Here is a 22,753-nt window from a genome sequence, read left to right as displayed (position 1 = left end):
TCGCCCGCTTCCATCGCGTACACACTGCACGCTCAGGCCACTCTACGTCAAGAATCGACGAAATGTGGGGTGAAGTTGCAGGCTCACGGCTCATGGCGGAGGGACGTACCCAGATGCACGTCCCTCCACCCCTGCCTCACGCGACCGTGCAGGCGGCGCCGTTGACCGTGAACGCGGTCGGGCGCGGATTCGTGCCGGTGTGCGAGGCGTTGAAGCCGACCGACAGTTGCCCGCCGGCCGGCACCGCGCCGTTCCAGGACTCGTTGGTGCCGGTGACCGCGGTGCCGCTCTGCGTCCAGCGGGCGCCCCAGCCCTGGGTTATCCGCTGCCCGCCGGGGAAGGTGAAGGCCACCGTCCACGAGGACCACGCGGCGCCGCCGGTGTTGCGGATGGTCAGGTTGCCGGTGAAGCCGTTCGACCAGTCGTTGGTGCTGTAGGTGACCGCGCACGGCCCGGACGGCCCCGGCGTCGTCGGGGTCGGGCTCGGGGTCGGGGAGACCGACGGCGACACGGAAACCGACGGCGAGGGCGACACCGACGGGGTCGGCGTCGTCGGGCTGGGCGTGACGGTGCCGGGCGGGTCGCCCCAGAGCTGCACGCCGTTCTCGTAGAGCGGCACGGCGCGGTTGGGGCCGGCGGCCGCCTGGTACGAGGGGTCGTTGGCCGGGTCCCAGGTGCCGCCCTCGGGTACGCCGATCTTGAACTGCACCTCCATCCGGTGCTGCGACTGCCCGGCCGGCGCGATCGTGTAGCCGGTGCAGTCCACCTCGACGTACCAGATGTCGCCGCTGTGCTGGCGGGCGGTGGTGGGCGACGGGCAGCCCTGGGTGTACCCGCTGGTCACCACGGGAGCGGCGGAGCCCTCGCGGGTGAAGTAGTAGCGGAACACCGAGCGGGTCAGCGCCCGCGCCGGGTACGCCGACTTGTTGTACACGATGGCTTTGATGCCAGTCGCCCGCGGCTCGTTCTGCATGACGGTGGTCTCGACCGTGAACTGGTCGATGTCCGGCGTCTCCGGCTGCGGGAAGCTGGCCAGCGGTGTGCCGCCGTACTCCTGGTAGAGCCGGACCAGCGCGGAGGTGAAGCCGGCGTTGTAGTCGGTGGCCACCTCGTTCATCACGTAGTCGTTGCGCTCGTCCTTGTACGCGTCGTCCGGCGACGAGGGGCCGCCGACCAACGCTCCATAGAGGACATGGCGGGTGTTGGTGGGCGTGGTCATGCTGTCCCACCAGGAGCCGTGCGCGGTGCGGTGGTGCGGGTTCTTCGGGTAGTTGCCGCCGAACCCGATGACATAGCTGGAGTTGCGCGGGTTGGCGCCGAGCGCGTAGTCGATCTGCTTGACCGCGAAGTCGTTATAGCGGGTCTTGCGCGCCGTGTCGGTGGTCTTGTCGCTGTAGAGCAGGGCGACGAAGGCGGTGTTGGCCGCGTACCGCAGGGCGCCCCAGGTGTCGACCACCACCATGCCGCCGGGCGAGGTGCGCACCTTCTCACCGTTGACGCCGACCGTGAACCAGTCGAGCCAGCGGTTGGCGTCGTCGACGTACTTCTGCTTGCCGGTGAGGTTGGCCAGCAGCACGTAGTTGCCGAACTGCTTGTTGTCCCACGCGATCGTCCACTTGTACATCTTGGTGTTGGTCTGGTTCTCGTTGCCCTGCGCGTCGTAGCCGGCCTCGGCCTTGGCCAGGTAGGCGGCGTCGCCGGTGGCCCGGTAGAGCCAGATCGCGCCCCAGACCAGCTCGTCGGCGTACCCGCTCCAGGACTTGTAGAAGCTGGTGACGTCGGTGATGCACTCGTGGTACATCCGCTTCACCGTCTCGGCGAACGTGTAGAGCTGCCGCGCGTGAGTCAGCAGCGTGTTCGCGTAGGCGGCGTCCGTGGGGCGGAAGACCATCGAGGAGGCGGCCATCGCGGCCGCCGTCTCACCGGCCAGGTCCGCGCCACCGCAGGTGGCATCGATCTTGTACGCCGGGCGCGCCATCGGGAGTACCTCGGCCGGCCCCCACCACTTGTGGTCGTCGTCGCCCTTGCCCACCTGTCCATAGAGGACGTTCGCGGAGGGGTGCGCCTTGATGAAGTAGTCGTTGGGCACGCGGAGGTTATTGAGCAGGTGGGTGAGCTGGCCCGAGGCGGCGTACGCCTCCCGGTACTCCACCGCGCCCCAGGCGAGCATCGTCGTGGTGAACGCCATCGGGAAGCCGAACTTCACGTGGTCGCCGGCGTCGAACCAGCCGCCGGTGAGGTCCAGCCCGACGTCCGAGCCGTCGCTCAGCGCGGAGTCGCCGCGCCAGGAGACCCGGTTCCAGGCGGGCTTGCGGCCGGAGACCTGGGCCTCGTAGAAGAAAAGGGACTTTTGCAGGGCTTCGGCGTAGTTGTATGCACCGGCCGCCTCCGAGCGGGGCGCCGCCCAGATCGCGGCGGCCACCGCGACCAGGACGGCCGAGGCCACAGCGGCCGCGCGGCGATACCAGATGGCTCTGGCAACAAACGGCCGTCTGGTGGTGCGGCCTGCGCGGAGGTTTATCGCTGAGTTTGCTGGTTCGCTCGCAAGCTCGCTCACTAGACTCGCTCCTGTCCGTGTTTCCAGGCCCCGGCCGCCACGTCGCGGCTGCGCGACGCGACGGTCGGAGTCTGCTGTGGAGCCGCGCGCGACTACGCGTAGTGAGGACATCGAGGGGCGGATGTGGGCGCATCCGCCCCTCACCTCGTTTCGGGAGAGCCGCGAACGGGTGGGGGTTGGCTCGGGAGATGGGAGCGCTCCCATATATAGCCACCTATGTTCCCATACTGTTTCCCGCTTGTGAAGGGGTCTCCGTCCACCCCTGGTCACGCGCTCGGCTGCGAACGTGCGAATCAGAAAATTGCAGGTAAACGCGGTTTGGCATACCAACGTCCAGTTGCGGCCCACCACGCACGGCCGGGACCCTCGGCGAAACGGCAAGCCAGACCGAGGAGGCAGCGATGGCCCTGCAGCTCGCCCCGGGCACCGCGTGGGCGGACGTACTCGCCCGCGCGGTCGCCGCGGCACCCGAGGCGTTCGACCGCGCTACCGGCGGTGACGTGACCCTGCGTAATCTCATCGGCGACGAGTGGCGCTCCGTCGGTACCCCCAGCGCGGTCCGCACCCCGGTCGACAACACCGCCCTCGCCCGTCTGTCCCGTGTGGACGCCGGCGCCGCGCGGGCCGCCGTCGCGTCCGCGGCGACCGCACACCGGGCCTGGGCCGCCACTCCCCTGGCCGAACGCAAAGCGCGGGTCGCCGCCGCCGTCGACGAGCTCACCGCGCACCGGGACACGCTCGCACTGCTGCTGGTCTGGGAGATCGGCAAGCCGTGGCGGCTGGCCCGGGCGGACGTCGACCGCGCGCTGGACGGCGTGCGCTGGTACCTGGAGCAGATCGACCGCCAGCTCGCCGGCTCCCCGGGGCGCCCGGCGAGAGCCCCGCTGCCCGGCCCGGTGAGCAACATCGCCAGCTGGAACTACCCGATGAGCGTGCTGGTGCACGCCGAGCTCGTACAGCTCCTCGCCGGCAACGCGGTCATCGCCAAGACCCCGTCCCAGGGCGGCGCCACCTGCCTCACCGTCGCGCACGCGCTCATGCACCGCGCCGGGCTGCCCGCGACGCTCCTCTCCGGCGGTGGCGAGGAGCTCTCCGAGGTGCTCGTACGGGCCCCGGAGATCGGCGCGGTCGCGTTCGTGGGCGGGCGCTCCAACGGCGGCAAGGTGGCCGCCGCCCTCCTCGACACCGACAAGCGCCACATGATCGAGCAGGAGGGGCTCAACGCCTGGGGCGTCTGGAACTTCTCCCGCTGGGACCTCCTCGCCGCACACCTGCGGAAGGGCTTCGAGTACGGAAAGCAGCGCTGCACGGCGTACCCGCGCTTGGTGGTGCAGCGCGAGCTGGTCGACGCGTTCCTCGACGTCTACCTGCCGGTGGTCCGCTCGGTCCGCTTCGGCCATCCCCTCGCCGTGGCGGCCGGCGCGGACCCCCTCCCCGACCTCGACTTCGGGCCGCTGATCAGCGCGGCCAAGGCGGACGAGCTGCACCGCAAGGTCGGCGAGGCGATCGACGCCGGCGCCATCCCGCTGTACCGCGGCAAGCTCGACGGCGGCGCCTTCCTCCCGGGGCAGGACACCTCCGCGTACGTGGCGCCGGCCGCGCTGCTCGCCCCACCCGGCCGCTCGCGCCTGATGCACGCCGAGCCGTTCGGCCCGGTCGACACCATCGTGGTCGTGGACACCGAGGAGGAGCTGCTCGCCCAGATGAACGCCGGTGGCGGCGCCCTGGTCGCCAGCCTCGCCTGCGACGACGAGGAGGAGGCGGCCAAGCTGGCGGGCGACCTGCAGGCGTTCAAGGTGGGCATCAACAAGCCCCGCTCCCGCGGCGACCGCGAGGAGCCCTTCGGCGGCCGCGGCGCGTCCTGGAAGGGCGCCTTCGTCGGCGGCGACCTGCTGGTGCGGGCGGTGACGCTCGGCGAGCCGGGCGAACGCCTCCACGGCAACTTCCCCGACCACACCAGCTACCCCACGACCTAGAGGATCAATTCCAAGGGATGGATGGGCTACCGCGACGCCCGTCGTTGTCCAGAGCCGTTGCGGGGTGCGTTCCCGCGGCCGCACTGTCCGCGCTGGTCCGGACCCTGTGCCACTCACGCTGGTTCGATCAAGGCCGTGAGCTGGGCACGCTCGGGAGCGTCAGACCACGGCCTGACCCGGGCGGGCCAGGCCGCGATCACCGGGCGGTCGTTGAGATCGTGGTAGGTAGGTGCCCTCGGGCGGGCGGATTCGTACCACGATCTGCTGGGACGGTCCACTGCTGAGCGGTGAGCTCGGGGGTCGAGGTCCGGGCGCCCCTTGATCGGCGGCGGGGCCGGGGGATCGTGGGGATCGTGGGACCGTCCCGGTCGTTCGCGGTGCACGGTCGCCTGACCTCGATCAAAATCAGGGTGAGTGGCATTAGGTCCGGACTGTCGCTCTCGCGGCCTCACCCTCCGCATCTGGTCGCGGTCACCGCTCCACTTGCCTCCGGCGGGAGCAGATCCGAAGCCGATCTAGAACGTTTAGGGTTCTATATCCGCCCTAAGCGTTCTAGATTCACAACCAACGAGAGCAGACCGCCGCCTGAGAGGCGGATATGCCAACCACGGAGGGTGAGGCCGCGCGGGCTACTCACCGAGATCTCCAACGACTCCAGCGAGGTCCGGCCCTTGCACGCTCATTAGGCTGCCACGTGCGCGCTCGCCGAGACCACCCCGACCACCCGGCAACGGCCGCGCCCTCGGACGGGCACGGATCCTCCTTGCTCACAGGGGCACCCGACCTCATGATCAAACCACGGTGAGAGGCATCGGGTCCGGACCAGCGCGGACGTTGCGGTAGCTCGATCTTGCAAGGGTGTTTGCGGGCGTGAAACGGCCCGGTCCCGCACCGGGACCGGGCCGTCGTCGTTACCCGCTCGCTCAGGTCGAGGCGGCGGGTGTCCTCGGCTGGCCGTCGCCGACCGCGGCGGGGAGCAGTGGCACGGTCACGCTCACCACGGTGTCGTCGCGCTCCGGGGCCGGGCCGGAGCGGCCCAGGCGGCGGAGGGTGGCCAGTACGGCGGTGTTGTCGGCGTGGGTGTGCGCGACCAGTGCGGCGTAGCCCGCGCGCTCGCCGTGGGCCACCAGCCGGCGCAGCAGCGCGGTGCCGATGCCGCGGCGCTGCCAGGCGTCCTCGACCAGCACGGCGATCTCACCGATCGCACCCTCGACCACCAGCGTCGCGGTCGCCACCACGCGGTCGTCGGCGGCCAGCGCCACCAGCGTCACGCCGCGGTCGGGATCGAGCATCCGCTCCAGGCGGGCGGCGGACGGGACGGTGGAACCGGTCAGGTAGCGGCGGTAGCGGGTGAGCGCGGTGCAGCGGTCGTGCATCGCCGTGACCGCGGTCAGGTCGTCGCGGACCGCCGGGCGTACCCGGATCTCGGCGCCGTCGGTCAGCACCAGCGTGACCTGGTCCGCGGCCTGGCGCACAACGGTGGCCGCGAGGTCGACCAGGGCCTGGGCCCGCGCGTACTCCGCCGGGGTGAAGGTGGGTGCGGGGCGGCTGATCTCGTACGTCCCGCCGGTCGGGTCGACCAGCCGCATGCCGCCCCGGTTGGCGCCGTAGCGGTCCTGGCCCGGTGCCGGCCGCCAGATCACCGCGTCGGCGCCGAGCAGGGCGGAGAGGGCGTCGCCGAGCGAGTCGGGGTCGCGCACGAGGCGGCTCGCCAGCGCCAGCGTGCGGGTCGGCCAATCAGCCAGCTCGCGGGCCTCGGTGCGGGTCACCCAGGCGTCCCGGCCACGGCCCTTTTCCACCGCGGCGAGCAGGTCCTCCTCGGTCAGCGCGTCGGGCGCGTCGACCAGGAAGTCGTCGACCGCACCCGCCTCGGTGGTGTGCACCTGCACCGCCAGGATGTTGACCGACTTGAGCGCCAGGCTGGCGGTGAGAACGGCCAGGTATCCCGGCCGGTCGTCCACGGTCGCTCTGATCCGCCACAGACCCATCGCGAACCCCTCTCAGTCTCGAAATCAAGACTGCACGGCCGCTGTTTCTCTGACGTTACTCAACCGTGATCGCTCACGATCGGGAAACGGCGGACGGGGCGCTGACCAGGTCCAACCGGTCGCCGAGGATGACCGCGGCGGCCCGCACGAGCTGCGCGACGCGGTCGACCTCGGTCACGTGGAACCCGGCCGCCGGCAGTCCCTCCGCCTCGCCGCGGGCCACCATCAGCACCAGGCCGGCGCGGCCGAACGGGGCCACCGCGTAACGCGTCTGGTCGGGACCGGTCAGGGACCGCGCCCGCAGCGGGGTCACCTCGGGCAGCAGCAGTGGCTCGGGTGCGCGCCAGCTCGCGTAGGCCACCGCGGGCTCTCCGCCGGCGAGACTCGACTGCGGCGCGGACCCGCTGCGGGCGGCCCAGTCGGCCGGGACCACCGCGGCGGCGGCCCAGTCGGCGGCCAGCAGCCCGGGGACCGCGTCGACCAGCGTGCCGAGGCCGTCCGTCGGGTTGGCCGCGACCTGGGCGAGCAGCTCGGCGTCATGCCCGCCGGAGACCGGCGCGCCGATGGCCCGCCACACGCCATCGACCTGCACACCGGGGATGGCGGCGAGGCCGGCGCGCAGCCGCTCGACCCGCGAGGCACCCGGCCACACGACGGTGAAGTCGTCGACGGCCCGGCCGCCCAGCCGCTCCAGGACCACCACCTGGACGATGTCGGCACCGGCGACGCCGAGCGTGCGCGCCACCTGCCCCAACGCACCAGGCCGGTCCGGCAGGGTCACCCGAACCCGCAACAACATGACAAGCCTCCCGTCGGCAGACCGGCGCCCCCGCGCCGGCACACTCCAGGGTGCCTGATGACCATTTCGTCCCTGTTGCTGCGCCATGTCTCCGGGACGAAAACCCCCCGTTTACCCGGGCGGAAGCCACTCTTCAGGCGGACGCGCGCTGCACCATGTGGGTGTTCAGCAGCACGTACGGCTCTTCGAGCTCGTCCCGCCGGATCAGCGCCATCAACAGGTGCGCCATCTGCCGGCCCATCTCCTCGACGGGCTGGTAGACGGTGGTCAGCGGCGGGTCGGCCTGGCGCGCGATCTCCGCGTCTTCGAAGCCGACCACCGCCACGTCCTCGGGCACCCGCCGGCCGGCCTCGCGCAGTGCCCGCAGCGCCCCACTCGCCATGAGGTCGGAGGCGACGAACACCGCGTCCAGGTCTGGTGTGATCTCCAGCAGCCGGCGCATGGCCGCCGTGCCGCTGGCCTCGCTGAAGTCCCCGTACGCGACGAGGTCTTCGGTCACCGTGCCGCCGTGGTCGAGGATCGCCTGCCGGTACCCGGCAAGCCGGGTGATCCCCACGCCCATGTCCTGGGTGCCGGCGATGGTGGCGACCCGCCGCCGCCCCCGGCCGATCAGGAACTCGACGGCCTGCCGGGCTCCCCCGGCGTTGTCGACGTCGACGAAGTTGGCCGCCTGCGCCCCCGGCTGGAGCATGCGCGCCGGCCGGCCGCCCAGCACGGTCGGCAGGCCGCGCTGCTCCAGCAGCGTCGGGAGCGGGTCGGCGTCGTGCAGCGAGAGCAGGAGTACGCCGTCGACGTGCTGGTTGGTCAGGTGGTGCTCGACCTTCTCCCGCTCGGCCGGCGACTGGGCCAGCGCGAGCCAGAGCTGCATCGGCGTGTCGAGCAGGCCGGCGTGGATGCCGCGGACGATGCCGGCGAAGAACGGCTCGCCGAAGAGCCGCTCGCCGGACTCGGAGATCACCAGCGCGACCGAGTCGGTCCGCTGGGTGACCAGGGCCCGGGCCGCGCGGTTCGGCACGTACCCGAGCTCCTCGATCGCCTGCTGCACCGCGGCCCGCGCCTCCGGGCTGACCTGCGGAGAGCCGTTGACGACACGGGACACCGTGCCTCGGCCGACACCGGCGCGGGCCGCGACCGCGTCCAGGGTCGGGCGGCCGAGCGACCGCGTGCGCTGTGTTGTCATCGTCTGCTCCTCGGACGGCGGGCGGGCCTTACACAGTTAGCTGACCAGCCTATTGTGCGCGTTCCCGCCCTTCCGAGCCGCTGTGGCTCTGCCCATTCGCGCTCGCTCCGCTCACGCGGGGCTCGGCGGGCGGGCCGTTGTGGCGGATCACCTCGGCGTACCACTTCGCGCTCGACTTCGGAATCCGTACCTGGCTGTCGTAGTCGACGTAGACCATGCCGAAGCGCTTCGAATAACCCCACGCCCATTCGAAGTTGTCCATCAGCGACCACGCGAAGTAGCCGCGCAGTGGCACGCCCGCCTCGATCGCCTCGGCGCAGGCCCGCAGGTGGGCGTCGAAGTACGCCACCCGCTCGGGGTCGTCCACCGCACCGTCGACCACCTCGTCGACGAAGGCCGACCCGTTTTCGGTGATGTAGATCGGGATCGGCGGGTACTCCCGGTGCACCCGATCCAGCACCTCGACCAGGCCGGGCGCGTCGATCTCCCAGTTCATGTCGGTGACCGGCAGGCCGCGGTCGCCGAAGCGCACGTTTTCGCTGCCGGGCCAGTTGGACGGCGCCCGCCAGTACGGCCCGGCCGGCTCCCCGTCCGGAGCGGCAACCACGTACCGGCTGTAGTAGTTGATCCCCAGCACCGACAGCGGCGTGGAGATGATCTCCAGGTCGCCCTCGCGCACGTGCCCGAAGTCGGTCACCTCGCGCACGTCCTCGACCACGTCGGCCGGGTACTGCCCGCGCAGCACCGGGTCGAGGAAGATCCGGTTGGCCAGGCCGTCGATCCGGCGGGCGGCGTCGGCGTCGGCGGGCGCGTCGGTCTGCGGCGAGATCGCGTACAGGTTGAGCGTGATGCCGAGCTCGTGGTCGGGCTGGGCGGCCCGCATCGCCTGTACCGCCAGCCCGTGGCCGAGCATCAGGTGGTGTGCCGCGCGCAGCGCGTCGGCGCCGTCGTCGCGGCCCGGCGCGTGCACGCCCGAGCCGTACCCGAGGAACGCCGAGCACCACGGCTCGTTGAGCGTGGTCCAGTAGCGCACCCGGTCGCCGAGGGCGCCGTGGGCCAGCTCGGCGTACTCGGCGAACCGGCCGGCCGTGTCCCGCACCGGCCAGCCGCCCGCGTCCTCCAGGGCCTGCGGCAGGTCCCAGTGGTAGAGCGTGACCCACGGCTCGATGCCGTGCGCCAGCAGGTCGTCGACGAGCCGGCGGTAGAAGTCCAGCCCCGCCTCATTGGCCGGGCCGCGCCCGTCCGGCTGGATCCGGGGCCAGGAGAGCGAGAACCGGTACGACTTCAGCCCCAGCCCGGCCATGAGCTTCACGTCGTCGGCCGAGCGGTGGAAGTGGTCGCACGCGACGTCGCCGGTGTCGCCCCCCTTCACCTTCCCGGGGGTACGGCTGAAGGTGTCCCAGATGGACGGCGTCCGGCCGCCCTCGGTGGCGCCTCCCTCGATCTGGTAGGCGGCGGTGGCCGCGCCCCAGAGGAAGTCCGGCGGGAAGGCCACCCCGTGGCCGTTCGGGCTTGTCACGCTTTGACTGCACCTTCCATGATGCCGCCGATGATCTGGCGGCCGAACAGGATGAACACCACGATCAGTGGCACGGTGCCGACCGCGGTCGCGGCGAACACCATCGAGTAGTCCGTGTAGTACGCGTACGAGAGGGTGGAGAGCGACACCTGCAGGGTCGGATTCTCCGGGGTCAGGATGGCGAACGGCCACACGAACTCGTTCCAGGTCTGCATGAAGGTCAGCAGGCCGAGCACGGCGGCGGCCGGGCGGAGCGCGGGCAGCACCACGTTCCAGTAGATCCGCCAGGTGGAGCAGCCGTCGATCCGGGCCGCCTCGATGAGCTCGTCGGAGACCGCCGACGTGGCGTACTGGCGCATCATGAACACGCCGAACGCGCTGGTCAGGAACGGCACCGTGACCGCGAACAGCGAGTCGTACCAGCCGATGTCCTGCATCAGGCCCCAGAGCGGGATGATGCCGAGCTGGGTGGGGACCATCATCGTGGCGATGACCGCGAGCATCAGTCCGTTGCGGCCACGAAACCGGAGCTTGGCGAAGGCGAAGCCGGCCAGTGACCCGGTCAGTACGACCGAGACGGTCACCACGCTGGAGACGATCACCGAGTTGACGATGCCCTGGAGCAGGTTGGCGGTGTCGTTGTCGAGCGCCCGGTTGATGTTGTCGCCGAAGAGGCCGGCCGGGGTGAACGGCGGCGGCGTGTCGTTGATCGCGTCGTTGCTGCGGGTCGCGATCACGAACATGTAGTAGAGCGGGTAGATCGAGCTGATCACCGCGATGACCAGGGCGATGTAGGTGAGTGGGCTGGTCCGCCACAGCCGCTTCGACCCGGTGGAGAGATTGGACATCGGGTCTCCCTCACTTCACCGAACGGCGGGTGATCACGAAGTTGAGCACGGATACGACGACGATCATCAGGAACAGCGCCCAGGCGACCGCCGCGCCGTACCCGGCGGTGCTGAGGTTGCCGATGCTCTTCTCGAACATGTACATCTGCACGGTCTGGAACTCGCGCTGCGTACCGCCGATGATGTTGCCGTTGTTGAAGATCAATGGCTCGACGAAGAGCTGCAGGCCGCCGATGGTCGAGAGGATCACGACGAAGACGAACGTGGGCCGCAGCATCGGCAGCGTGACCGTCCAGAACTGGCGCCACGGGCCGGCTCCGTCCATCGCCGCCGCCTCGTAGAGGTCGCGCGGGATGGCCTGCATGCCGGCGAGCAGGATCAGCGTGTTGTACCCGGTCCACCGCCAGTCGACCATCGTGGAGATCGCGATCCAGGAGGTCCACCACTCCCGCCGCCAGTCGATGGCGTCCACGCCGAAGAGGCCGAGGATCCAGTTGACGACGCCGAAGTCGCGCTGGAAGAGCATGCCGAAGACGATCGCCACGGCCGCGACCGAGACGACGTTGGGTACGAAGATGGCCATCCGGAAGAACGTGCGCGCCCGCAGCAGCGGCCGGTTGAGCAGGTTGGCCAGGAAGAGCGCGAGCGCCAGCTGGGGCACGGTGGCCAGGATGAACATGCCGAACGTGTTGCGGACGGCGTTCCAGAAGTAGTCGTCGCTGAGCAGGGCGCTGTAGTTGTCCAGCCCGATGAAGGTGTGCGTGCCGACCAGGTCCCAGTCGTGCAGCGACATCCACAGTGTCCACAGCATCGGGTACAGGCCGAAGATGCCGAAGAGCACGAAGAAGGGGGCGACGTAGAGGTACGGCGAGTACTTCATGTCGAGCCTCGTAAACCGCGAGTAGCCGCGGCGCCGGCGAGGCAGGGCGTGTTTGGTGGGCGCGCCCCGGGAGGGCGGGGCAGTGGGGGCCGAAACGCTCACGGTCGTCCTCGCTTCGCTGTGGGCGCCCGCGAGGCTCCATCGGCGCTGGGTCTGGTGATTCGCTCGCTCATGGAGTCCTTCCCGGGGGGCGGAGGGTGGCGCCCGGGGACTCCCCGGACGCCACCGAGACCGCTATCGATACGGGCTGGAACCGGTACAGGTGGGCTAGAAGGCGCCCTGTGTCGCGGCGTCCTTGGTGAACTGTTCCCAGGCCTCTTCCTTGCTGGCCTGGCCCGATTCGTACGCCCGCAGCGCCGGCTCGAGCGCGTTCTCCTTCACCGCCTGGTGCTTCGGACCGAGGTGGGTCGGGACGATCTTCTGCACGCCCTCGCCGAAGATCTTGCCGGTCGGCGCGTCGCTGAAGTACTTGTTCGTGAAGGACTGGAAGGACGGGTCCTCCAGCGCCTTCAGGTTGGTCGGCAGCGGACCGCTCTTCTTGAACGCGGCGACCTGGCCGGCCGTGTTGGTCAGGAACGCCGCCAGCTTCGCGGCCTCCGCGTGGTACTTGCTCTGCGTCGGCACGCCGAGCCACGAGCCACCCCAGTTACCGGCGCCACCGGGCACCGCGGCGAGGTCCCACTTGCCGGCGTTCTCCGGGCCGGAGTTGCTCTCGACGATGCCGAGCATCCACGACGGGCAGGCGTTCACCGCGAACGTGCCCTGCTTGAAGCCGGCGTTCCACTCCGGCGACCAGGTGGTGATCTTGGCGGAGATACCGGCGTCCGCGATCGCGAGCGCCTGGTCCCACGCGGCCTTCACCCCGGGGCTCTTGTCGGCGATGAGGTTGTCGTCCTTGTCGTAGAACAGGTCCCCGCCGTTCTGCTGGAACAGCACCGCGTTGACCGCGGTGGTCACCGAGTCGACGAAGCCCTTGCCGGTCGCCTGCTTGTACTTCTTACCGGTCTCGATGAACTTGTCCCAGGTCGGCCAGAGCGCGCTGACCTCGTCGCGGTTGGTCGGCAGGCCGGCGTCCTTGAAGAGGTCGGTGCGGTAGCAGAGGCCGAGGCCGCCCACGTCGGTGGGGAGGCCCATCAGGCGGCCGTCCGGCGCCTTGCCGAGCTCGTACTTCCAGGACAGGTAGTCCTTGCTGAGGTCGCCCACCAGCGGCGCCAGGTCGACCCAGTTGCCCGGGTTCAGCTTGAACTCGTTGAGGATGCCCTCTTCGAGCATGATCACGTCGGCCGCACCCTTGCCGGTGGCGAGCGAGCGGACGACCCGCGGCCGGAACTCGTTCAGCTGGGCGACCTTGCGCAGCTCGATCTTGATGCCGGTCTGCTGCTCGTACTGCTTGACGAGGTCCTCGTATCCGGCCTCGCCAAAGGTGTCGACCACCAGCTTCTCCGGCTTCGCGCCGTCTGAGCTTCCGCCCTCGTTGTCATCTCCGCACGCCGTGGTCGTGGCGAGAGCCGCGACCGTGGCGAGCGCGACCGCCGCGTACCGCCGGCGGCGCGTCGAAACGCTCATCCCTGACCCCTCTCAGGTCGTGATGTCTGTGGTGGGGGTGTGCCCGGTGCACGCCACGTCGGCGGACGCACGAAAACCGCTGCCCACGAACGCCGCGAAGGCGTGCCTGGCGCCACACGGTGCCCGGTGTGTGGCTCTCACCACACCCCGCCGGGAGCGCTCCCATGAGATTGCCGGGACGTTTCTAGGGTGTCAAGACCCAAGTGGGAGCGTTCCCATTTCGTTACTGACCGCAGTGGGGCGAACTACCACCAGCCGCGCGGAACGGGTTCAGCTACCGCAGATCCGCGGCCGATCCATCCCCGGCGGGCGGGTGCCACGGACGTTCCGGCGATCGGGCGCGGACCGCGAAAGGGGAAGGCCGCGGGAGCGGCGGCTACGCGAGGCGGCGCAGCAGCGTCGTCGCCCGGTCCATCGCGAAGTCGGTGGGGTCGAACGGGCGCCCCACCCAGGCGGTCATCGCCTCGTGCTCGGGGTGGCCGGGATCGCTGATCGCGGAGAGGAAGCGGGTGTAGCCGAACGCGCCGCCCACGTCCTCCGGCGGGCACGCCCGCTCACCGCCGATGCAGGCGGGGTACCGCTCGTCGGGCTCGGCGCCGAAGACGTCTTCGACCGTGATTTCGTGCTCCCACCAGTCGCCGAAGTCGTACGTGTAGAGGAACCGGCCGCCCTTGGCCGCCACCGCGTCCAGCCGCACGTCGAGCTCGTCGCGGAGGGCCAGCTCGCCGTCCGGATCGGGCTCGCCGTACTGCACGCCGTCGACGTCGAACGAGTGCAGGTGACAGTCCTGCCAACCCATCGCGAGCTGGACGACGCGGTGCAGCCGGTCGAGCGTGTACCCGCCCGGCACGAGCACCCGCCGCCACACCGGCGGGACGACGTCCGCCAGCGAAACCCTGAGCTGGAAGATCTGGCGCGGCATGGTGGGCACTGTCCCCCGTTCGTGACGTGGTGCTGCCGTAGGGTCTTCACATGATCTGCCAGGCGTGCCGGTCGAAGCGACACGCCGACTGCCGCGGTGGCAGTTGGTGCGATTGTCAGCACCGTACCCCGGCGCCGACTCCCCCGGTCACCGGTCCGGCCGGCGAATGAGTCGATTGATCCGCCTCCAGCCCGGCCCGGCGCTCGACGACGGCGCGCTCGCCGACCTGTACCGCGCGGACGGCCCGACCCTCCGGGTCAACTTCGTCACCAGTGTGGACGGTGCGGTCGAGCTCGACGGCTTCTCGGAAGGGCTGTCCGGCGGACCCGACAAGAGGGTCTTCGGCCTGCTCCGCATGCTCTGCGACGGGCTGATGGTGGGCGCCGGCACGCTCCGTCACGAGGGCTACCGGGCGGTGCGGCTGGACGAGGGACGCCGGGCCTGGCGGCGGGAGCACGGGCTCGCCGAGTACCCGACGCTCGTGGTCGTCTCCGGCGCGCTCGACCTCAACCCGGGGCAGGCGGCGTTCGCGGAGGCCCCGGTCCGTCCGATCGTGCTCACCCACGGCCGGGCGCCCGCCGACCGGCGGGCGGCACTCTCCGCGGTGGCCGAGGTCTTGACCGCCGGCGACGACACCGTCGACCTAGAAACCGCGCTGGTACGCCTCCGTGAGCGCGGCCTAGCGCATCTGCTCTGCGAGGGCGGGCCGCACCTGTTCGGCTCGCTGGTCGCGGCCGACCTGGTCGACGAGGTCTGCCTGACCGTCTCGCCGCTGGTCACCGGCCCGGGCGCCGGCCGGATCACCGCCGGCCCGCCGAGCCCGCCGAAGGGCATGGCGCTGCGGCACGTACTGGAGTCGGAGGGGTCGCTCTTCCTCCGGTACGCCCGCGCTCATCACACGCAGTGACCACACGTTCTTGTGGATGAATCTGTGGATGACCACAACCTCTTGTGGTTATTTCGACGAGTTCTCGTGGAAAGTCGGTGAGTCGCTCGCACTGATGTCGGTCTGGTGGTGCACGATGAGGCCGTGGCAGATGAGACCGGTGAGGCGGTGGGGCGGGTCCTCGGCACGGCCGACGCCACGCCGCTGCAGTTCTGGACGGCCGTGGCCCCCGGCAGCTACCTCCAGCTCGACGACGTGGTGGTGACCCGGCGCGAGCTGCCCGACCGCGGTCCGGTGACGATCGCCGGTGTCGTGACCCAGGTGCGGGCGCGGCACGAGGGCGCCCAGTTCGACTCCGACGTCTTCGCCATCGCCGACGGCACGCTCCCCGCGCTGGTGCAGGAGGCCGCCGAGATCACCACCACCCGGGTCGACCCGGAGCTGTACGTGCCGCCCGCCCCGGGCGCGATCGTCCGCCGGGCCACCGGCGACCTCCGGGCCGCGGCGCTCCACTTCGACCGGATGGAAAAGCGGGTGCCGATGGGGACCGGCCGCGACGGGCTGCCCGCGTTCCTCAACGCCGACTTCCTCGACGGCAGCCGCGGCGCGCACGTCTCCATCTCGGGCATCTCCGGCGTGGCGACCAAGACCAGCTTCGCCACCTTCCTGCTGTACTCGGTGTTCCGCTCCGGCGTGCTCGGCGGCGACGCGATCAACGCCAAGGCGCTCATCTTCAACGTCAAGGGCGAAGACCTGCTCTTCCTCGACCACCCCAACGCGCGGCTCGACGACGAGACCACCCGCCGCTACGCCGAGCTCGGGCTGCCCGCCACGCCCTTCCCGGACGTGCGGGTCTACGCGCCGCCCCGGGCCAACGACTCCTCCGGCGCGCCCGACGTGAGCAGCCGCCTCGCCGGCGTCGACAGCTTCTACTGGACGCTCGCCGAGTTCTGCGAGGCCCGGCTCCTGCCGTACGTCTTCGCGGACGCCGACGACGAGCGCCAGCAGTACACGATGGTGGTCCACGCGGTCACCGCCCACCTGGCCCGCCACGCCCAGGCCGCCGACGGCGGGATCAGCATCGACGGCACCCGCCTGGGGTCCTACCCCGACCTGGTCGACTTCGTGGTGGCCCGGCTCACCGACGAGGAGACCCGGGGCACCTGGGCCGGCAGCGCGGTCAACACCGGCACGGTCAACGCGTTCGCCCGGCGGCTGATCGCCAGCAAGAAGGACCTGGCGCGGCTGATCCGCGGCGACCTGGCCGCGCGCCGGCCGCACGCGATCAACACGGCGGAAAGCGCCCAGGTCACCGTCGTCGACCTGCACAACCTGCCGGACCGCGCGCAGCGCTTCGTGGTCGGCGTGACGCTCAAGACCGAGTTCGAGCGCAAGGAGAAGGCGGGCTCGGCCAAGCCGCTGCTCTTCGTGGTGCTCGACGAGCTCAACAAGTACGCCCCGCGCGAGGGGTCGTCGCCGATCAAGGAGGTGCTGCTCGACATCGCCGAGCGGGGCCGCTCGCTCGGCGTGATCCTGATCGGCGCGCAGCAGACCGCCAGCGAGGTGGAGCGGCGCATCGTCACCAACTCGGCGATCCGCGTCGTCGGGCGGCTCGACCCGGCCGAGGCGTCCCGCCCGGAGTACGGTTTCCTCCCGCCCGCCCAGCGCCAGCGGGTGCTGCTCGCCAAGCCGGGCACGATGTTCGTCAGCCAGCCCGACATCCCGGTGCCGCTCTGCGTCGAGTTCCCGTTTCCGGCCTGGGCCACCCGCCCGTCCGAGGCGGGACCGGCGCCGTCCGCGACCCTCCGCTCGATCGTCCAGTCCGCCGACCCGTTCGCGGTCGTCGGCGGCCGCACCGAAGACGAAATCCCGTTCTGATGAAGCTGCTGCACACATCTGACTGGCACGTCGGGAAGGTCCTCAAGGGACAGTCCCGGAACGAGGAGCACATCGCGGTGCTCGCCCAGGTGGTGGAGATCGCCCGGGCCGAGCGCCCCGACCTGGTGATCGTGGCCGGCGACATGTACGACACGGCGGCGCCGACGCCCGAGGCGACCCGCCTGGTCACCCGGGCGCTCTCCGCGCTGCGCGGCACCGGCGCCGAGGTGGTGGCGATCGGCGGCAACCACGACAACGGCGCCGCCCTCGACGCGCTCCGCCCCTGGGCCGAAGCGGCCGGCGTCTGCCTGCGCGGCACCGTCCGCGAGTCGGCCGCCGACCACGTGCTGGCGGGCGAGACCGCGGGCGGCGAGCGGTGGCGGCTGGTCGCACTGCCGTTCCTCTCCCAGCGGTTCGCGGTGCGCGCCGCCGAGATGTACGAGCTCACCGCCGCCGAGGCGAGCCAGACCTACGCCGACCACATCGGACGGTTGCTGGGCGTGCTCTGCCAGGGCTTCGGGTCGGACGCGGTCAACCTGGTCACCGCGCACCTCACCGTCGTGGGCGCGACGATGGGCGGCGGCGAGCGGGAGGCGCACTCCGTGATGGGGTACGCGGTGCCCGCCACCGTCTTCCCGGGCAGCGCGCACTACGTCGCCCTCGGCCACCTGCACCGGGCCCAGCAGGTGCCCGGACCGGCGCCGGTCCGCTACTGCGGCAGCCCGCTCGCCATCGACTTCGGCGAGGGGGAAAACACGCCGTCCGTCGCGATCGTCGAGGTGACGGCGGAGAGCACGGCCAAGGTACGGGACGTGCCGATCACCGCCGCGGTGCCGCTGCGCACCGTCCGCGGCACGCTCGCCGAGCTGTCCATGATGGACGGCGACCAGCCCGGCTGGCTCCGGGTGTACGTGCGCGAGGCGCCCCGGGCCGGCCTGCGCGAGGAGGTGCAGGCGCTGCTGCCCCGGGCGATCGAGGTGCGGATCGACCCGGAGATGCTGCCGGACACCACCGTCAGCGGCCGGGCCGAGCGCGCCGGCCGCTCCCCGCGCGACCTGTTCGCCGACTACCTGGAGAGCCGGGGCCACGCCGACGAGGGCGTGCAGGAGCTGTTCGACACGCTGTACGAGGAGGTGTCTGCGTGAGCGAGCGAGCGAACCAGCGGGCAGAGCACCCATGAGGCCGTTGCGGCTGGACATGGCCGGGTTCACGGTCTTCCGCGAGGAGACCACGATCGACTTCACCGACGCCGACTTCTTCGCGCTCGTCGGCCCTACCGGCTCGGGTAAGTCCACCGTGCTCGACGCGATCTGCTTCGCCCTGTACGGGCAGGTGCCACGCTGGGCGAGCAGCCGGGGGATCGTCAACGCGCTCGCCCCGTCCGCCACCGAGGCGCGGGTGCGGCTGGTCTTCGAGTCGGCCGGCGCGCGGTACGTGGCCACCCGGGTGGTGCGCCGCGACGGCAAGGGCCGGGTCTCCACCGGCGGTGCCGGGCTGCAGCTGATGCCGCGCGGCTTCGACCCGGCCAAGCTCGACGCCGGGCTCACGCCGGAAGACCTCGGCGAGGTGCTGGCCGGTACCCCGGGCGAGATGGACGCCGCGGTGCTGGAGGCGGTCGGCCTGCCGTACGAGCAGTTCACCAGCTGCGTGGTGCTGCCGCAGGGGCAGTTCGCCGACTTCCTGCACGCCAAGCCGGCCGCCCGCCAGGAGATCCTGGTCAACCTGCTCGGACTGCACGTCTACGAGGCGATCCAGAAGAAGGCGTCGGCCCGCGCGATCCAGGCGGACGCCCAGCTCGGCGCCGTCGACAAGCTGCTGGACGACCTCGCCGACGCCGACGACGAGTCGCTCGCCGCGGCGGCCGCCCGGGTCACCGCGATGCGCGAGCTGGCCACGGCGGTCGAGGCGGACGTACCCGCGCTGCGCGACGCCGAGCGGGGTGCGGAGAGCGCCGCGGCCGCGCTGAAGGAGCTGGGCGGCGAGATCGACGCGCTCGCCGCGATCCGCCCGCCGGACGACCACGCCGCGGTGGCCGAGGCGGTCGCCACCGCCCGGGCGGCCGCCACCGAGGCCGCCGACGCCGTCGCCGTAGCCGAGGAGCGCGAGGAGAAGGTACGCGGCCAGCTCGCCGGCGCGCCCGACGTCGCCGCCCTCCGCCTGCTGCTGGAAGCGCACGCCGAGCACGACAAGCTGACCGGCCAGGTGGGGTCGCTCGCCGGGGCGGTCAAGGCCGCCAAGAAGGAGCACGGCACCGCGGCCAAGGCGCTCGACAAGGCCACCGCGGACGCCGCCCACGCGGCCGAAAAGCTGGAGGAGGCGCGCCGGGCGTACCAGGACGCGCAGGCCGCCGACCGGGCCGCCGCGCTCCGCGTTCACCTGGTGGCCGGTGAGCCCTGCCCGGTCTGCGCGCAGACCGTGACGGCGGTGCCCGACGTGGCGGAGTCGGCCGTCGCCGCCGCGGAGGCGGCCGGCAAGGCCGCGCGCAAGGCGGCCGACAAGGCCAACCAGCTCGTGGCCGAGCGCGACAAGGCGCTGCGCGAACTCGACCGGGCCCTGGAGCGGGCGCGGGCGCAGCACGACCAGCTCACCGCCCGGCTCGCCGAGCTGACCGAGCGGCTCGCCGACTCCCCCGGCCCGGCCGCGCTCGGCCGCGAGCTGGAGGCACGGGCGGCGCTGCAGGCGCGGTTGGACGACGCCGCCGGTGCCGTGCGCGCCGCGCGGGAGGCGCAGCGCCGGGCGCGGGGCGGGGCCGACGCGGCCGGCGAGCGGCTCAAGGCGGCGTGGCGGCGGTTCGACAAGGCGCGCGACGCGGTCGGCCGGCTCGGCCCGCCGGCCGCCGACCGTGACGACCTGGTCGCCGCCTGGAGCACCCTCGCCGGCTGGGCCGCCGACCAGGCGGCCGAACGGGCCGGACGGCGCGCGGACGCGGTCGCCGCGCTGGAGGCGGCCCGCGCGGCGGTCGGCGAGATCCAGCAGCGGCTGGCGGCCCTCTTCACCGCGGGCGGGCTCCCCGTTTCCGGGGCCGGTCTCGACGGCGCCGGCGCCAGCCGCGCGGTGGCCGTGGCGGTGGCCCAGGCGGAGGCCGCCCACGAGCGCGTCGTGGAGCGCCGCGAGCAGGCCGAGCGCCTCCGCGAGCAGCGCGTCATCCACGAGCGCGAGGGCAGCGTGGCCAAGGCGCTCGCCGGCCACCTGCGGGCCAACAACTTCGAGCGGTGGCTGCTGGAGGAGGCGCTCGACCTGCTGGTCGACGGCGCCTCGCGGATCCTGCGCGAGCTTTCCGCCGGGCAGTACGAGCTGGTGCACGACAAGGGCGAGTTCTACGTGGTCGACCACCACGACGCCGGGCTGCGGCGGGGCGTGCGCACGCTCTCCGGCGGCGAGACGTTTCAGGCCTCGCTGGCCCTGGCGCTGGCCCTGTCCGAGCAGCTCGCCGGCCTCTCCACCACCTCGGCGAGCCTGGAGTCGATCGTCCTGGACGAGGGCTTCGGCACGCTCGACGCGGCCACGCTCGACACGGTCGCGGTCACCCTGGAAGGGCTGGCCGCCAGGGGCGACCGGATGGTCGGGGTGGTGACCCACGTGCCGTCGCTCGCCGAACGCGTACCGGTGCGGTTCGAGGTGCGCAAGGACGCCCGTACCGCGCGGGTGGAACGGATGGGGCTGTGACCCGGCTCTTCGTCGACACCTGGGCGGCGTCCTACGGCGCCTCGTTCGAGGGCGGAGACGGGCCGACGTCGCCGAGCACCGCCAAGGTCGAGACCGACCCGGAGGTGCCCGCCGGCGACTGGCATCCGATCGTCGCGCCGGCCGGGGTCCACACGCCCGACCTGGTACTGCTGGTCGACGGCGTGCAGCGGGTCGACGGCACGCTCTCCACCGAGGAGGACGACGGCACCTCGTTCCCCGGCCTGGCCGCCTCCTACGCGGCCGGCGTGGTGCGGTGTGACCTGGCCCGCGGCGCCGCCGAGCTGGCCGGCGCGCAGGTGGCCCGGGCGCTCTTCACCGCCAGCCCGTCGGTCGGGGACGTGACCGCCGGGCAGGTCCGGTACGCCGTGCACAAAGTGGACGGTTCGGGCGAGCTGAGCAAGCTCCACGCCTCGGTGCAGGGGCCGCTCACCGCGCTCGAGGTCGAGATCTCCGGTACCGCCCGCACCGACGGTGACCTGCTGGTGGTCGACGGCCCACTGCGCGGCCGGCGGCACCTCCCGCGGACGATCGGCTACATCAAGAAGCAGGACAAGCAGTACCTGCCGCCCGCCCTCACGCTCGTCGTCACCGCGCTGATCCCCGGGCAGCGGTCGCCGATCTTCAAGCAGGGCACCGCGTGGGGCTGCTGGTCGTGGTACCTGCGGCTGCCCGGCGCCAGCGGTGCTCCCTGGTCGGGCATCGTGCGGGTGGAGTGCTCCCCCGACCTGAGCATCGAGCAGGCGGTCGAGCTGGCCAACCTGTCACTGGTCACGCTGCCCCGCTTCGCCTCGACGTCGTACAAGGACCCGCGCGCCCCGCAAAACCTCATCCCGATCGCCGGCCTGGAGCGCCGCCTGCGCGCCCTCCTAGGCGACCCCCGCCTGTTGCACCGCGCACTAACCCTGGCCGCCGTCCGCCTGTGATCGAAGCTCCTCTGAAGTCGTTCTAACGACATGAGGGGAGCTTTGAGCTTGTTTCATCTTGATTTGCCTGGTCGGTGGGGGTTGCGATTTTGGGGTGGGGGTTGCTTGTGCTGCTGGGCGGTTGTGGATCTTGTGCCGTGATCGTCTGCCGCGGCTATCGGGGGTTTTCGATCTGGGTTAGGACGAGCAGGGCGCGTAGCAGGGTGGTGGCCCGGGCGGGGTCGGGTTTGATGCGGAGTTTGGTGAGGATGCGCCAGTTCTTGAGGTAGGCGAACGGGTGTTCGTTGACTGCCCGGTCCCGGGCGATCATGGCGTTGATCTGGGTTTGTGTGCGGGTGAGTAGGCGTCGGGGGTGTGGGCGGCGGCCGGTGATGATGGTCGGCTGGTTGGGGTTGTCGTCCAACGCGCTGTAGGCCATGTCCGCGATGCAGCCTAGGCCGGCTTGGCGTAGGGCGGCGGTGATGTGTTGGTGGCGGGCGGCGGTGGCGTCGTTGGTGCGGCCGGCTTTGGCGGCGGAGATCCATAGCAGGTTGCCGACCGGGTCGACCAGGGCGGTGAACAGGAGTCCGTGGTGGCGGTGTTTGCCGTTGAAATCGGCTCGTTTGCGGCGGCCGTTGCGGCGGCGGGTGCGGATCAGGGTGGCGTCCAGCAGGACGTATTCGTGGCCGGCGCGGACCGCGGCGGCCAACGCTCGGGGTAGGCGGGGGGCTTGGGCGGCCAGGACGGTCAGGGCTTGCTGGGCCCAGCGGTGCAGGGTGGAGGCGGAGATACTGTTGCCGCCGGCCAGGTCGCGTAGGCGTTGGTCGTGGCGTAGGTAGGCCAACACCAGCAACGCGGCTTGGCCGTCGGGCAGCTTGCGCCACCGGGATCGGACCTGTTTGCGGTAGGTGGTGATGGCCTGCCGGACCTGCTGCACGGTCTGTGTGGACAGTGGTAGCCGCACCTGGTAGACAAGCTCCGGGCTGTCGGGGTCTGGGTTTGTTGTCATGAACGAAGCAGGATGCCGGCAGCCCGTTGCTGTGCCGGACGGGCACGCCGCGGCAGATGATCACGGTCCGGGCAAATGATCAAACCACAAGATCCACACCCGGTGACCAGCGCGAGCATCGCCCATCCCGATCCCGCAACCCCCGATGACCTGCAA

The 22,753-nt window shown here is 71.4% G+C and carries 15 protein-coding genes and 1 pseudogene; 6 read left to right on the top strand and 10 right to left on the bottom strand.

Going from position 1 to position 22,753, the window contains the following annotated elements; translation table 11 throughout:
- Positions 1–136 precede the first annotated feature (136 nt).
- A complete protein-coding gene (locus tag RB614_RS18955; protein ID WP_308713865.1) occupies positions 137–2,446 on the bottom strand; it encodes a glycoside hydrolase family 9 protein in 2,310 nt (769 codons plus the stop codon).
- Between the two features lie 512 nt (positions 2,447–2,958).
- Between RB614_RS18955 and RB614_RS18950 the strand changes: the two genes are divergently transcribed.
- Positions 2,959–4,533: an aldehyde dehydrogenase family protein gene (locus RB614_RS18950; protein WP_308713864.1), complete on the top strand. Its 1,575-nt coding sequence runs from the start codon at positions 2,959–2,961 to the stop codon at positions 4,531–4,533.
- A gap of 923 nt (positions 4,534–5,456) precedes the next feature.
- On the opposite strand, the gene RB614_RS18945 is transcribed toward RB614_RS18950, so the two are convergent.
- The 8 genes and pseudogenes from RB614_RS18945 to RB614_RS18910 form a co-directional block, all read right to left on the bottom strand.
- On the bottom strand, positions 5,457–6,521 hold the full coding sequence (locus RB614_RS18945; protein WP_308713863.1) for a GNAT family N-acetyltransferase: 1,065 nt from the start codon (positions 6,519–6,521) through the stop codon (positions 5,457–5,459).
- A 73-nt stretch (positions 6,522–6,594) separates the two neighbouring features.
- Positions 6,595–7,320 carry an ACT domain-containing protein gene (locus RB614_RS18940; RefSeq protein ID WP_308713862.1) on the bottom strand — a complete coding sequence of 242 codons (726 nt, stop codon included), beginning with the start codon at positions 7,318–7,320 and terminating at the stop codon, positions 6,595–6,597.
- Between the two features lie 133 nt (positions 7,321–7,453).
- Positions 7,454–8,500, bottom strand: a complete 1,047-nt coding sequence (locus RB614_RS18935; RefSeq protein WP_308713861.1) for a LacI family DNA-binding transcriptional regulator — start codon at positions 8,498–8,500, stop codon at positions 7,454–7,456.
- A gap of 121 nt (positions 8,501–8,621) precedes the next feature.
- A pseudogene (locus RB614_RS18930) lies at positions 8,622–10,019 on the bottom strand (GH1 family beta-glucosidase); the annotation flags it as partial.
- Positions 10,016–10,867 (bottom strand): carbohydrate ABC transporter permease, encoded by an 852-nt coding sequence (locus RB614_RS18925; RefSeq protein WP_308713860.1) that lies wholly within the window; start codon positions 10,865–10,867, stop codon positions 10,016–10,018. The gene RB614_RS18925 and the pseudogene RB614_RS18930, both read right to left, overlap by 4 nt.
- 10 nt (positions 10,868–10,877) lie before the next feature.
- Positions 10,878–11,849, bottom strand: a complete 972-nt coding sequence (locus RB614_RS18920; protein WP_428983045.1) for a carbohydrate ABC transporter permease — start codon at positions 11,847–11,849, stop codon at positions 10,878–10,880.
- A gap of 165 nt (positions 11,850–12,014) precedes the next feature.
- Entirely contained in the window at positions 12,015–13,313 is a 1,299-nt protein-coding gene (locus RB614_RS18915) for an ABC transporter substrate-binding protein (RefSeq protein WP_308713859.1), read from the bottom strand.
- Between the two features lie 376 nt (positions 13,314–13,689).
- Complete coding sequence (locus RB614_RS18910; RefSeq protein ID WP_308713858.1) at positions 13,690–14,235, bottom strand: plasmid pRiA4b ORF-3 family protein; 546 nt, start codon at positions 14,233–14,235, stop codon at positions 13,690–13,692.
- 166 nt (positions 14,236–14,401) lie between these two features.
- On the opposite strand from RB614_RS18910, the gene RB614_RS18905 reads away from it, so the two are divergent.
- From RB614_RS18905 to RB614_RS18885, 5 genes are all read left to right on the top strand, one after another.
- Positions 14,402–15,142, top strand: coding sequence for a pyrimidine reductase family protein (locus RB614_RS18905; protein WP_308713857.1), 741 nt, complete (start codon positions 14,402–14,404; stop codon positions 15,140–15,142).
- Between the two features lie 108 nt (positions 15,143–15,250).
- On the top strand, positions 15,251–16,999 hold the full coding sequence (locus RB614_RS18900; protein ID WP_308713893.1) for an ATP-binding protein: 1,749 nt from the start codon (positions 15,251–15,253) through the stop codon (positions 16,997–16,999).
- Entirely contained in the window at positions 16,999–18,144 is a 1,146-nt protein-coding gene (locus tag RB614_RS18895; protein WP_308713856.1) for an exonuclease SbcCD subunit D, read from the top strand. The genes RB614_RS18900 and RB614_RS18895 overlap by 1 nt, the downstream gene beginning before the upstream one ends.
- 31 nt (positions 18,145–18,175) lie before the next feature.
- Entirely contained in the window at positions 18,176–20,665 is a 2,490-nt protein-coding gene (locus RB614_RS18890) for an AAA family ATPase (RefSeq protein WP_308713855.1), read from the top strand.
- Positions 20,662–21,609 carry a hypothetical protein gene (locus RB614_RS18885; protein ID WP_308713854.1) on the top strand — a complete coding sequence of 316 codons (948 nt, stop codon included), beginning with the start codon at positions 20,662–20,664 and terminating at the stop codon, positions 21,607–21,609. Before RB614_RS18890 ends, RB614_RS18885 begins: the two co-directional genes overlap by 4 nt.
- A 154-nt stretch (positions 21,610–21,763) precedes the next feature.
- Here RB614_RS18885 and RB614_RS18880 read toward each other — a convergent pair whose 3' ends face one another.
- Positions 21,764–22,597 carry a transposase family protein gene (locus RB614_RS18880; protein WP_308713853.1) on the bottom strand — a complete coding sequence of 278 codons (834 nt, stop codon included), beginning with the start codon at positions 22,595–22,597 and terminating at the stop codon, positions 21,764–21,766.
- Positions 22,598–22,753: the final 156 nt, after the last annotated feature.

The organism is Phytohabitans maris (assembly GCF_031085175.1).
In the GTDB taxonomy this organism is placed as follows: Bacteria; Actinomycetota; Actinomycetes; order Mycobacteriales; family Micromonosporaceae; genus Phytohabitans; species Phytohabitans maris.
This window is presented reverse-complemented; position numbering and strand designations above follow the sequence as displayed.

Coding starts and splice junctions, on each gene's coding strand:
- RB614_RS18895 (WP_308713856.1), top strand. CDS start 16,999: ATGAAGCTGCTGCACACATCTGACTGGCACGTCGGGAAGGTCCTCAAG.
- RB614_RS18905 (WP_308713857.1), top strand. CDS start 14,402: ATGAGTCGATTGATCCGCCTCCAGCCCGGCCCGGCGCTCGACGACGGC.
- RB614_RS18880 (WP_308713853.1), bottom strand. CDS start 22,597: ATGACAACAAACCCAGACCCCGACAGCCCGGAGCTTGTCTACCAGGTG.
- RB614_RS18915 (WP_308713859.1), bottom strand. CDS start 13,313: ATGAGCGTTTCGACGCGCCGCCGGCGGTACGCGGCGGTCGCGCTCGCC.
- RB614_RS18940 (WP_308713862.1), bottom strand. CDS start 7,320: ATGTTGTTGCGGGTTCGGGTGACCCTGCCGGACCGGCCTGGTGCGTTG.
- RB614_RS18890 (WP_308713855.1), top strand. CDS start 18,176: ATGAGGCCGTTGCGGCTGGACATGGCCGGGTTCACGGTCTTCCGCGAG.
- RB614_RS18945 (WP_308713863.1), bottom strand. CDS start 6,521: ATGGGTCTGTGGCGGATCAGAGCGACCGTGGACGACCGGCCGGGATAC.
- RB614_RS18935 (WP_308713861.1), bottom strand. CDS start 8,500: ATGACAACACAGCGCACGCGGTCGCTCGGCCGCCCGACCCTGGACGCG.
- RB614_RS18950 (WP_308713864.1), top strand. CDS start 2,959: ATGGCCCTGCAGCTCGCCCCGGGCACCGCGTGGGCGGACGTACTCGCC.
- RB614_RS18910 (WP_308713858.1), bottom strand. CDS start 14,235: ATGCCGCGCCAGATCTTCCAGCTCAGGGTTTCGCTGGCGGACGTCGTC.
- RB614_RS18925 (WP_308713860.1), bottom strand. CDS start 10,867: ATGTCCAATCTCTCCACCGGGTCGAAGCGGCTGTGGCGGACCAGCCCA.